General features: G+C 72.3%; 8 protein-coding genes. 4 read left to right on the forward strand and 4 right to left on the reverse strand.

Annotated elements, in window-relative coordinates; all coding sequences use genetic code 11:
* Positions 1–96 precede the first annotated feature (96 nt).
* Positions 97–690, forward strand: a complete 594-nt coding sequence (locus tag HNR70_RS07335; RefSeq protein WP_184325069.1) for a DUF3043 domain-containing protein — start codon at positions 97–99, stop codon at positions 688–690.
* Positions 691–765: 75 nt separating this feature from the next.
* Here HNR70_RS07335 and aspS read toward each other — a convergent pair whose 3' ends face one another.
* Entirely contained in the window at positions 766–2,625 is a 1,860-nt protein-coding gene (aspS, locus tag HNR70_RS07340) for an aspartate--tRNA ligase (RefSeq protein WP_312857602.1), read from the reverse strand.
* Between the two features lie 367 nt (positions 2,626–2,992).
* Between aspS and HNR70_RS07345 the strand changes: the two genes are divergently transcribed.
* Positions 2,993–4,969, forward strand: a complete 1,977-nt coding sequence (locus tag HNR70_RS07345) for a DEAD/DEAH box helicase (RefSeq protein ID WP_184325070.1) — start codon at positions 2,993–2,995, stop codon at positions 4,967–4,969.
* Positions 4,970–5,047: 78 nt separating this feature from the next.
* Here HNR70_RS07345 and trxA read toward each other — a convergent pair whose 3' ends face one another.
* Both trxA and hisS read right to left on the reverse strand, forming a co-directional pair.
* On the reverse strand, positions 5,048–5,416 hold the full coding sequence (gene trxA / locus HNR70_RS07350; protein ID WP_184325071.1) for a thioredoxin: 369 nt from the start codon (positions 5,414–5,416) through the stop codon (positions 5,048–5,050).
* 111 nt (positions 5,417–5,527) lie between these two features.
* Positions 5,528–6,901 (reverse strand): histidine--tRNA ligase, encoded by a 1,374-nt coding sequence (gene hisS / locus HNR70_RS07355; RefSeq protein WP_184325072.1) that lies wholly within the window; start codon positions 6,899–6,901, stop codon positions 5,528–5,530.
* 243 nt (positions 6,902–7,144) lie between these two features.
* Between hisS and HNR70_RS07360 the strand changes: the two genes are divergently transcribed.
* Positions 7,145–8,842: a DUF349 domain-containing protein gene (locus HNR70_RS07360; RefSeq protein ID WP_184325073.1), complete on the forward strand. Its 1,698-nt coding sequence runs from the start codon at positions 7,145–7,147 to the stop codon at positions 8,840–8,842.
* Positions 8,843–8,931: 89 nt separating this feature from the next.
* A complete protein-coding gene (locus HNR70_RS07365; protein ID WP_184325074.1) occupies positions 8,932–9,744 on the forward strand; it encodes a DNA polymerase III subunit alpha in 813 nt (270 codons plus the stop codon).
* On the opposite strand, the gene HNR70_RS07370 is transcribed toward HNR70_RS07365, so the two are convergent.
* Positions 9,731–12,205, reverse strand: a complete 2,475-nt coding sequence (locus HNR70_RS07370; protein WP_184325075.1) for a RelA/SpoT family protein — start codon at positions 12,203–12,205, stop codon at positions 9,731–9,733. The genes HNR70_RS07365 and HNR70_RS07370 overlap by 14 nt on opposite strands.
* Positions 12,206–12,260: the final 55 nt, after the last annotated feature.

The raw sequence follows: 12,260 nt of genomic DNA on the forward strand, positions 1-12,260 counted from the left end.
GTACCGCCGCGGACTGCACGGGATCCGGGGACGTCGCGCCGCGCCGTCCCCGGTCCGTCCCAGGGGATCCCCGGGGGCTTCGCCTAGAATGCCCCGGTGATCTTCCGCAAGTCAGAACCCCCGCAGCCCCCCGAGCCGGCGCCCGAGCCCACCCGCCCCGGCTCCAAGGGACGTCCTACCCGCACCCGCAAGGAGGCGGAGGCGGCGCGTCGTCGCCCGCTGGTGGTCGACGACCGCAAGGAGGCGCGGCGCCGGGACCGCGAGCGCGCTCAGCAGGAGCGCATGGAGGCGCAGCAGGCGCTGATGACCGGCGACGAGAAGAAGATGCCGCTCCAGCATCGCGGGGAGGACCGCCGCTTCGTGCGCGACGTCGTCGACTCCCGGCGCAACATCGCGGAGTTCTTCTTCCCGATCGCGCTGGTGTTCATGCTGATCGCGCTGGTGCTGCCGCTGATCCGTCCGGACCTCACCGCGGCGCTCAGCGGCGGCATGGTCGTCATCCTCTGGGGCGGCATCTTCCTGTGCGTCATCGATGCCTTCCTCCTGCGGCGGAAGCTGCGGGCGAAGCTCGAGGAGCGCTTCGGCGGTGTGGGCCAGGGACTGGTCGGCTACGGCATCATGCGCGCGATCCAGATCCGCCGCTTCCGTCTCCCCCGCCCGCAGATCAAGCACGGCGAGGAGCCGCGCTGATCCCCCACTGAGAACAGCACGAGAACGGCCGACGCGATCACTCGCGTCGGCCGTTCTCGTGTCGGGCGTCGGGGCTCAGGCGCCCTGCGCGCCCCCGTCGGCCGGAGTCCCGTCGGCCGGAGCCCCCTCGGCACCGGGGGCCGCCTCGCCCTTCGCGCCGCGCTCGCCCTTCTGCTCGCGCTGGACGGGCTTGGCGTCCACGCCCGCCTCCTTGCGCTGCTGCTGGGTGATCGGGGCGGGCGCCGCGGTCAGCGGGTCGTAGCCGTTGCCGGTCTTGGGGAAGGCGATGACCTCGCGGATCGACTCCTCCCCCGCCAGCAGCGCGACGATGCGGTCCCAGCCGAAGGCGATGCCGCCGTGCGGCGGGGCGCCGAACTGGAAGGCGTCCAGCAGGAAGCCGAACTTCTCCTGCGCCTCCGCCTCGCCGATGCCCATGACCTGGAACACGCGCTGCTGCACGGACTGGTCGTGGATACGGATGGAGCCGCCGCCGATCTCGTTGCCGTTGCACACGATGTCGTACGCGTAGGCGAGGGCCGAGCCCGGGTCGGTGTCGAAGGTGTCCATGAACTCGGGCTTGGGCGAGGTGAACGCGTGGTGCACCGCGGTCCAGGCGCCGCCGCCCACGGCCACGTCGCCGGCCGCGCGGGCGTCGGCCGCCGGCTCGAACATGGGCGCGTCCACGACCCACACGAAGGAGAAGGCGTCGTGGTCGATGAGGCCGAGGCGCTCGGCGATCTCGTTGCGGGCCGCGCCGAGCAGGGCGCGGGAGGTCTTCGGCTCACCGGCAGCGAAGAAGATGCAGTCGCCGGGCGCGGCACCGGTCGCCTCGACCAGGCCCGCCTTCTCCTGGTCGGAGATGTTCTTGGAGACGGGACCGGTGAGGGAGCCGTCCTCCTGGACGAGCACGTAGGCCAGGCCCTTCGCGCCGCGCTGCTTGGCCCACTCCTGCCAGGCGTCGAGCTGGCGGCGGGGCTGGGAGGCGCCGCCGGCCATGACGATCGCGCCGACGTACGGGGCCTGGAACACGCGGAAGGGCGTGTCCTGGAAGTACTCGGTCATCTCGACGAGCTCGAGGTCGAAGCGCAGGTCGGGCTTGTCGGAGCCGTAGCGCCGCATCGACTCGGCGTAGGTGATGCGCGGGAAGGGCCCGGCGATCTCGTGGCCGCCCTTGGCCCACACGGCGGAGAGGATCTGCTCGGCCAGGGCGATCACGTCCTCCTGGTCCACGAAGCTCATCTCGACGTCGAGCTGGGTGAACTCGGGCTGACGGTCGGCGCGGAAGTCCTCGTCGCGGTAGCAGCGGGCGAGCTGGAAGTACTTCTCCAGGCCGCCCACCATCAGCAGCTGCTTGAACAGCTGCGGGGACTGGGGCAGGGCGTACCAGGAGCCGGGCGCGAGGCGCGCGGGGACCAGGAAGTCGCGGGCGCCCTCGGGGGTGGAGCGGGTCAGGGTCGGGGTCTCGACCTCGACGAAGCCCTGGTCCAGGAGGGTGTCGCGGGCGGCGCGGTTGACCTCGGAGCGCAGGCGCATCGCCGCGGCGGGGCCCTGACGGCGCAGGTCGAGGTAGCGGTAGCGCAGACGCGTCTCCTCACCGACCTCGGTGTGCTCGTCGAGCTGGAAGGGCAGGGGCGCGGAGGCGCTGAGCACCTCGACCTCGGTGGCGGTGACCTCGATCTCCCCGGTGGGCAGCTGCGGGTTCTCGTTGCCCTCGGGGCGACGGTCCACCGAGCCGGTCACCTTCAGCACGTACTCGTTGCGCAGGTGCATCGCCTCGTCCTCGCGCACGACCACCTGGGTGATGCCGGCGGCATCGCGCAGATCGAGGAACGTCACGCCGCCGTGGTCACGGCGACGGCCGATCCAGCCGGTGAGGGTGACGGTCTGTCCGATGTGCTCCGGGCGGAGCTCACCGGCGGTATGGGTGCGCAGCACGAGGTGTCCTTCTGAGGGGTCGACGGCGGGGTCCTCCCCCGGCGGCGGGCGCACGGGGGCACGCGCCCTGGGGCGCGGGAGGCCCAGCCTACCGCCCGCCGAGGGTGAGGGATCTCGCCACCGCCGCCCTGTTCTGCGAGGTCCCGCCCCCGTAGACTCGACGCTTGTCCGACCTGCCGGGGCCTCCGCCCCCGGGCATCCGCCTCAGAGCATCCGCCTTTGTGCGTCCGCCCGAGCGCAGGTCCCTCTGCCCGAATCCGCCCGAGCCGCACCGTGCACCCACGGTCCTCGTCGCGCGGAATGGATGGGCACTCCACGCCCTGCGACCTGTGAGGGCTTGTTGACCCTCTGACCGTCGAAGGACGATATGACCCACTCCTCCCCTGCCTCCGCTCCCACCGACGCCGCTGCGGACACCACGCCGGCCGACGGATCCGTGAGCGAGGACACCACCGCGGCCGACGCGTCCGCGGAGACCTCCGCCACTGCCGCGACCTCCGACGCCCCCGCCGAGGAGCCCAAGGGTCCGAGCTTCGACGACATCGACCTCCCCGCCGCCCTGCGCAGCGCGGTCGACGAGCTCGGCTTCACCACCCCGTCGGCGATCCAGGCCCAGGCCATCCCCGCGCTGCTCGAGGGCCGCGACGTGATCGGCGTGGCCCAGACCGGCACCGGCAAGACCGCCGCGTTCGGCCTCCCGCTGCTCGCCGCGATCGATCCGTCCCTGCGCGAGGTGCAGGGCCTGGTCCTCGCCCCCACCCGCGAGCTGGCCATGCAGGTCGCCGACGCGATCTCCTCCTTCGCCACCGCCATCGGCGGGCTGGACGTCATCGCGCTGTACGGCGGCTCCCCCTACGGTCCCCAGGAGCGCGCGCTCGCCCGCGGCGCCCAGGTCGTCGTCGGCACCCCCGGCCGCGTCATGGACCACATGCGCCGCACCAACCTGCGCCTGGACACCGTGCGCTTCGCCGTGCTGGACGAGGCCGACGAGATGCTGCGCATGGGCTTCGCCGAGGACGTCGAGGAGATCCTCTCCCACTCCCCCGCGAGCCGTCAGGTCGCCCTGTTCTCCGCGACCATGCCGGCCGCGATCGAGCGCGTCGCCCAGGACCATATGAAGGACCCGGTGCGCGTGAGCGTCACCCCCCAGTCCTCCACAGTCAAGAGCGTCAGCCAGTCATACGCGGTCGTCCCCTTCAAGCACCGCACCGGCGCGCTGGCCCGCGTGCTCGCCACCTCCCCGGCCGAGGCCGCGATCGTGTTCGTGCGCACCCGCGCCGCCGCCGAGGAGGTGGGCTCCGCACTGGTGGCCCGCGGCCTGATCGCCGCGTCGATCTCGGGTGACGTGCCGCAGAAGGAGCGCGAGAAGATCGTCGAGCGCCTGCGCGACGGCTCCCTGCAGGTGCTGGTCGCCACCGACGTGGCCGCCCGCGGCCTGGACGTGGAGCGCATCGGCCTGGTCGTGAACTTCGACGTGCCGCGCGAGCCGGAGACCTACGTGCACCGCATCGGACGCACCGGCCGCGCCGGCCGCTCCGGCGAGGCGCTGACCTTCATCGGCCCCCACGAGCGCCGCGCCCTGAAGAACATCGAGCGCGCCACCAAGCAGACCCTCGCCGAGGCGGTCATCCCCTCCCCGCGCGACGTGTCCAAGCACCGTCTGGCCGGGCTTCTCGAGCAGGTCCCCTCCCGCATCGAGCGCGGCCGCCTGGAGCTGTACCGCGAGCTGATCGGTGAGTTCGTCGCCGAGAAGGACATCGACCCGCTGGAGCTCGCCGCGGTGCTCGGCGCGATGACCGTGGGCGACGAGGGCCCCGGCTCCGCGACCGAGGACGAGGAGTTCACCTCCGCGAAGCTCTCGGGCTCCGACCGCGGCGACGACCGCGGCCCGCGCCGCGACGGCCCCACCACCGAGCGCGGCTACACCTCGTACAAGATCGGTGTGGGCCACACCCACGGTGCGCGTCCCCCGGCGATCGTCGGCGCGATCACCGGCGAGGGCGGTCTGAACGGCAAGGACGTGGGCAAGATCCAGATCTTCCCCACCTTCTCCCTGGTGCAGATCCGCGGCTCCCTCGATCCCCAGCAGATGGACCGGATCGGCCGGGCGAAGGTGGGCGGCCGCGAGCTGCGCATCGGCCCGGACAACGGCCCCAAGGGCGGCAAGGGCGGCCCCCGCGGCCCGCGCCGCGACGGCGACAAGCCCTGGCGCCGCGATGATCGTCGTGACGACCGCGGGCGCCGTGACGGCGGCGACCGCTACGGCAACGACCGCTATGGCAATGACCGCCACGGCAGCGACCGCTACGACGCAAAGCGCCGCGGCCCGCGCCGCGACGGCTGAGGCCCAGCCCGGGACATGAAGAACCCCGCCACCGGATCCGGTGGCGGGGTTCTTCCGTTCAGTGGTCGAGGGGCCTGATCAGGCCTGCTTCTCCTGCGCCTCGGCGTAGGCCTTGCGGACCTCGTCCATGTCCAGGTTCTTCACCTGGCCGATGAGGTCCTCGAGGGCCGACTGGGGCAGGGCGCCGGCCTGCGAGAAGACCGGGATGCCCTCGCGGTAGGCGACGAGGGTCGGGATGGAGGTGACGCCGTAGCGCATCGCCAGCTCCTGCTGGTCCTCGGTGTCGACCTTGGCGAAGGTGACGTCCTCGTGGGTCTCGGAGGACTCCTCGAAGATGGGGGCGAAGCGCTGGCACGGCACGCACCAGCCCGCCCAGAAGTCGATCAGGACGATGCCGTCCTCGACGGTCTTGTCGTGGTTCTCAGTGGTGAGGGTGAGCGTAGCCATGTCGGGACGAACGCCGGGCGGGGCGGGATCATTCCCACCCCGCACGGATGTGACTCAGGTCATCGCGGAGGGGCGTCAGCGCGGGAATCAGCCCGCGCGTCAGCGCAGGCGTCAGTCCTTCGCCGCGGAGTCCTCCGCCTCGCTCCCGAGGATCCGCACCACGCGGTCCTCCGCCGGGGGCTCCCAGGTCGCGGCGTCGGCCGGGACCTGCTCGCCGCTGCGGATGTCCTTGACCTCGTCGGCGACGCCGTCGGTGCCGGGGAACCAGATGAAGGGGATGCCGCGGCGGTCGGCGTAGCGGATCTGCTTGCCGAACTTCGCGGCCGTCGGCGCGACCTCGCAGGCGATGCCGCGGCGGCGCAGCTGCCGGGCCGCCTCGTCGCTCGCCCCGCGGTGCTGCTCATCGGCGACGGAGACCAGCACGCAGGTGGGCACCGGGCGGGAGGGCTTGGCGAGACCGGCCGAGAGCAGGCGGGAGACCAGGCGCGACAGCCCGATGGACAGGCCCACGCCCGGGTAGGTGTGGCGGTTGTCCGAGGCGAGGGAGTCGTAGCGGCCGCCGGAGCAGATCGAGCCGAGGGACTCGTGGCCGGTCACGAAGGTCTCGAAGACGGTGCCGGTGTAGTAATCCAGACCTCGGGCGATGGACAGGTCCGCGACGACCACGCCCGGGACCGCGGCCTCGACGCGCTCGATGACGGCGGTGAGCTCGGCGATGCCCTGCTCGACCATCTCGCCGTTGCCGCCGAGCGCCCGGACCTGGTCGGCGAAGGAGGCGTCACGGGTGCGGATGGAGGCGAAGGCGAGGGCGGCCTCGGCCTGCTCCTCGCTCGCGCCGGCCTCCTCGCGCAGCAGGGCGCGCACGGCGTCGGCCCCGATCTTGGGGAGCTTGTCGAGGCTGCGCAGCACGGCCGCATTGTCCTCGAGCCCGAGGGAGCGGAAGAACCCCTCGGACAGGCGCCGGGTGTTGGCATGGATGGTGAAGGCGGGCAACGGCAGACGGTCGAGGATCTCGGCCATGACCACCGCGACCTCGGCCTCGATGTGGCCCGGGAGGGTGTCCTGGCCGATCACGTCGAGATCGGCCTGGTAGAACTCGCGGAAGCGGCCGTCCTGGGGGCGCTCGCCGCGCCACACCTTCTGGATCTGGAAGCGGCGCAGCGGGAAGGCGAGGTCGTTCTGGTGCTCGAGCACGTACCGCGCGAGCGGGACGGTGAGGTCGAAGTGCAGGCCGAGCGTGCGCGAGGGATCGCTGCTCTCGCCGTCGGCGTCGTCCTCCGCATGCAGGCGCCGCAGGACGTACACCTCCTTGTCGATCTCGCCCTTGCGCAGCATCTGCTCGAGCGGCTCGACCGCGCGCGTCTCGATGCCGGAGAACCCGTGCAGCTCGGCGACCTCCCGGAACACGTCGATCACGTGCTGCTCGACGAGGCGCTCTGCGGGCAGCCACTCCGGGAATCCTGACAGGGCGGCGATCTTCGCCATGCGGTGCACTTCCTTCTGGGTCGTCGGCAGGGCCGGGAGCCATTATCCCCCGTCCCGTGCGGGCCGCGTGGACGGCCGCCCCCGCCGCTCGCCGACGACGGACCGGGCGATCCCTGCGGCCGCGCCGCTGTAGAGTTCCGTGACGTGGTCGACCCGACACCCGGGACGGCCGCCGCAAATTGCCCGGCCGCCCTGTGGCGGCAGTGTCCCGCCCTGCAGCGGATCCCTTCGAAGGAGCTCACCGTGAGCGAGTCCGAGACTCCCCTCCCCGCCTCGACCCCCGCCGACCCGGCGACCGCGCCGAGCGACGAGGCCGCCGTCGCGCAGTCCTCCGACCCGGTCGCGGACCCGGCCCCCCAGAGCCCGGCGCCCGAGGAGGCGGCCGACGAAGCTCCCGCGGCCGACGAGGTTCCCGCGGCGGAGGAAGCGCCCGCGACCGAGGAAGCGCCTGCGGCCGACGCGACTCCGTCGGCCGGTTCCGACGAGGAGTCCGCGTCGGCCAATTCCGCGCCCGCTGAAGCCGCACCCGCAGAGGCGGCGCCCGCCGCCGCGAAGCCGACCCCGCGCGCTCCCGGCGCGCCGCGCCCCCGCCCGGCCGCGCCCTCCCCCGCCGCGCTCGCCGCGAAGAAGCCCAGTGCCGCGCTGCTGCCGGTCGCCCCGCCGGTCACCGAGTACGACCCCGAGCAGATCGCCGCGGCGAAGGCCTTCGGTGCGGTCGCCGAGGACGGCTCCGTCACCGTGCAGGACGGCACCCAGGTGCGCACCATCGGCACGTCCACCGAGGCGGACCACGACGCGGCGCTCGAGCCCTTCGCGAAGGCCTATCTGGACCTGGTCGCGTTCCTGGATCTCACCCAGACCACGCTGAACGCTCCCGAGCACACCCAGAACGAGCTCAACCGTCTGCTCGAGAACCTGCGCAAGAACATGAAGGAGCCGCAGGTCGTCGGCGACATCCCGGCGCTGCGCGCTCGCGCGGCCGAGCTGCGCGAGCAGGCCAAGGAGAAGATCCGCGCCCTCGAGGCGAAGCGGGCCGAGGGTCGCGAGGCCGCGACCCAGCGCCGCACCGAGTTCGTGGAGTCCATCGAGGCGCTGGTCGCCACCGATCCCGAGCAGCTCTCCTGGAAGAGCGCCGGGGAGACCATGCGCCAGATGGTGCCGACCTGGAAGCAGATGCAGTCCGAGGACGTCGCCCTGGACCGGCCCACCGAGGAGGCGCTGTGGAAGCGGCTCTCGACGGCCCGCGCCTCCTTCGACCGCATGCGCAAGCAGTTCTTCTCCCAGCTCGACGAGCGCCACGGCGAGGCCGCCAAGGTCAAGGAGGAGCTGATCGCCCGCGCCGAGGCGATGCAGGACTCCACCGACTGGGGCCCCACGGTCCGCGCCTACAAGGACCTCATGGACGAGTGGCGCAATGCCCCGCGCGGCAGCCGCAAGAAGGACGACGCCCAGTGGAAGCGGTTCAAGGCCGCCCAGGACGCGTTCTTCCAGGCCCGCAACGCCGACCTCCACGAGACAGAGGCGGAGCAGCGCAAGAACCTCGAGGCCAAGGAGGCCCTGCTGGTCGAGGCTGAGGCCATCGACCCGGGCACGGACCTCGAGGGCGCGAAGAAGGCGCTGCGCTCGGTCCAGGACCGCTGGGAGGAGGCCGGCAAGGTGCCGCGCGGGGACATGCGCCGCGTCGACGACCGCCTCCGCGCCGTGGAGCGGGCGGTGAAGGACGCCGAGCAGGCCGAGTGGCGCCGCACCGATCCGCGGACCAAGGCCCGCGTCGAGGGCGCGTCCTCGCAGCTGCACTCCGCGATCGCCTCGTACGAAGAGGCGCTCGAGAAGGCCCGCGCCGGCGGCGATCCGAAGAAGATCGCCGAGGCCGAGGCCGCGCTCGAAGCCCGCAAGGAGTGGCTGGCCGTCATCGAGCGCTCCGCCCGCGACCTGGGCTGAGCCGCCCGACCTCCCGCGACCTACCCTCCACAGCGCCCCGCCCGTCCACAACGGACCGGCGGGGCGCTGTGCAGCGGTACGGTCGGGTGATGAACGTCACGGACCCTCGCGCCACAGACCCGCCGTTCCTCGGCCCGGCAGAGACCGGCCCCGTCGGCCCCGCCGCGGTCGCCCCGCTGCGCTCGATCGGCCTGTGCGCGGCCTGGTCGCATCATGCCGCCGAGATCGCCGTCGGGATCGGCGCCCATCTCGAGCGCCTCGAGGAGACGCCGACGACGGTGGGGATGCTCGCCGACGGGGTCGTGGTGCGGATCCTGCCCGGCGTCTTCCTGCCCCCGGACCTGCTGGGCAGCGCGGTGGAGCGGGCCCTCGCGATCGGCTGCGCGCTCGGCGAGCACCTGCAGTCCCATCACGTGGTCTCCGGGACCTCCGCCGCCTGGGTGCTCCTGGGCGGGCATCCGTCACTGCCGCTCGAGCTGCTCTCCCCCGCCCACCGCGGGCGCGTGGCGGGAGTCGTGCTGCGCCATGCACGGCTCGCCCCCGGGGAGATCGACACCCTCGGCGGGGCCCCGGTGACCACGCCGCGGCGCACCGCCACCGACCTTCTGCGCTTCGCCCCGGAGCCGCTCGCAGGAGCTCTGCTGCGCGCCCTGATCGAGGCTGCCCTCGTGGAGGAGGGCGAGATCGCCGCCTCGCTGGAGGGGATGTACCGCCATCCGGGGGTGCACGCCGCCAGGGAGAGGCTGGAGCGCATCCTCGAGGACGAGGAGCAGTGGCCCCCTCAGAGGCGGTGGCCGCAGGTGACGGCCTGGGACGTGGCAGGGCGTCCTCGACTGATCCGCGACCAGGACGTGCCCTCGGGCCGGCCCCAGCGCCTGGTGGCGGGCCTCAGCTCGCGGTGAGCGGTGCCCCTGCGCCGACGGGCTTGCCGTCGGCCGTCACCCGGTAGACGTCGTAGACCCCCTCGACGCGCCGCACCTGGGCGAGCACGGCCTGGAGGTGGGACGGCTCGGCGAGCTCGAAGGAGAAGAACGTCATGGCCAGGCGATCGGTGTTCGACTGCGCGGAGGCCGAGTGCAGATTCACCTGCTGCTCGGAGATCACCAGCGCCAGGTCGGTGAGCAGGCGGGGCCGGTCCAGCGCCTCGACCTTGATGTGCACGAGATAGGCGGTGCTGTGGCGCCCGGACCACTTCACCTCGACCATGCGATCGGGCTGCTGCTCCTGGAGCTGCTGGGCGTTGGAGCAGCTGGTGTGGTGCACCGAGATCCCGGAGCCGCGGGTGATGAACCCGATGATCGGGTCGCCCGGCACCGGGGCGCAGCATTTGGCGAGCTTCACCCACAGGTCGGAGTGGCCCTCGACGATGACCCCCTGATCGGTCTCCGAGGTGTGCCGTTCCGCGCGGCTCGCCCGCGGACGGACCTTGGAGGGCAGTGTGATCTCGGCGAGATCCTCCTCGGCCCCGTCGGAGCCGCCGAATGAGGCGCGCAGCTTCTCGACGACGTGCTGGGCGCCGGTGTGGCCCTCGCCGATCGAGGTGTACAGCGCATCGACCGAGGAGAGGTTCAGGTCCGAGGCGACGGTGGCGAGGGTGTCGTGCGTGAGCAGGCGCCGCATCGGCAGGTCCTGGCGGCGGATCGCTTTGGCGAGCTCCTCCTTGCCCCGCTCGAGCGCCTCCTCGCGGCGCTCCTTGGAGAACCACTGGCGGATCTTGGAGCGCGCCCGCGGGGACTTCACGAACCCGAGCCAGTCGCGGCTGGGTCCCGCCTCGGGGGACTTCGAGGTGAACACCTCGACCACGTCGCCGGTCGACAGGGTCGACTCCAGCGAGACCAGACGCCCGTTCACACGCGCGCCGATGGTGCGGTGACCCACCTCGGTGTGCACCGAGTACGCGAAGTCCACCGGGGTGGAGCCCTGCGGCAGGGCGAGCACGTCCCCCTTCGGGGTGAAGACGTACACCTCCTGCGTGTTGATCTCGAAGCGCAGCGAGTCCAGGAACTCCCCCGAGTCGGTGGTCTCCTTCTGCCAGTCCATCAGCTGTCGCAGCCACGCGGCGTCGTTGGTGATCGACGCGGTCTCGCCCCCGCCCTGGGAGCCGGCCATCGCCTTGTATTTCCAGTGCGCGGCGACTCCGTACTCGGCCCGGCGGTGCATCTCCCGGGTGCGGATCTGGATCTCCACCGGCTTGCCGGTGGGACCGATCACCGTGGTGTGCAGCGACTGGTAGAGGTTGAACTTGGGCAGGGCGATGTAGTCCTTGAACCGGCCCTGCACCGGCGACCAGCGGGCATGGAGCGTGCCGAGCACGGCGTAGCAGTCCCGCACCGTGTCCACGAGCACCCGCACCCCGACCAGGTCGTAGATGTCGGAGAAGTCGCGGCCGCGCACGATCATCTTCTGGTAGATCGAGTAGTAGTGCTTGGGTCGGCCGGTGACCTCGGCCTTGATCCTCGCCTTGCGCAGGTCCTCGTTGATCTGGCTGGAGACGGTGGAGAGGTACTGCTCGCGGGCCGGGGCGTGCTGGGCGACGAGCGAGACGATCTCCTCGTACACCTTGGGGTAGAGCACCTGGAAGGAGCGGTCCTCCAGCTCCCACTTCATGGTGTTCAGGCCCAGTCGGTGCGCGAGCGGCGCGTAGATCTCGAGGGTCTCCTTGGCCTTGCGCTCGGCGGAGGCGGCCGGCACGTACTTCCAGGTGCGGGCGTTGTGGAGGCGGTCGGCGAGCTTGATCAGCAGCACGCGCACGTCGCGGCTCATCGCCACGATCATCTTGCGCACGGTCTCGGCCTGGGCGGCTTCGCCGTAGGTGACCTTGTCCAGCTTGGTGACGCCGTCGACCATCACAGCGATGACCTCGCCGAACTCGCGGCGCAGCTGGTCCAGGGAGTAGTCGGTGTCCTCGACGGTGTCGTGCAGCAGCGCCGCGGCGACGACGTCCGCCGGGGAGCCGAGCTCGGCGAGGATCGTGGCGACCGATACCGGGTGGGTGATGTACGGGTCGCCGCTCTTGCGGGTCTGGCCGCGGTGGGCGCGCTCGGCGACGGCGTACGCCTGCCGCACGATCTCGAGGTTCTCCTTCGGGCTGACCGCCGCCATGGTCTCCAGCAGCGGGGCCAGCAGCGGGTCCACGGCGGAGCCGGAGCGCGGGGAGAAGAAGGACAGCCGGGAGCGGCTGCGCCGCGGAGCGGGCGAGGGCGTGCGCGCCGGGGCGGGGGTGCGCGGGGAGGCGGCCGGTGCGGAGCCGGCGGAGGCGGCAGCGGGAGTCGCTGCGGCGGGCGGCACGGCAGGAGGGCGCAGCTCGGGGTCCGCCGGCGTGAGTCCTCGCCCGGCGGTCTCGGATACGGGATGCTCCTGCATGCACACCTCCCTGGATGGAAGGCCCCAGTCTACGCGCGGGTCACCGGTGCCACGG

Origin of the sequence: Brachybacterium aquaticum (genome assembly GCF_014204755.1) — a bacterium.
Lineage (GTDB): Bacteria > Actinomycetota > Actinomycetes > Actinomycetales > Dermabacteraceae > Brachybacterium > Brachybacterium aquaticum.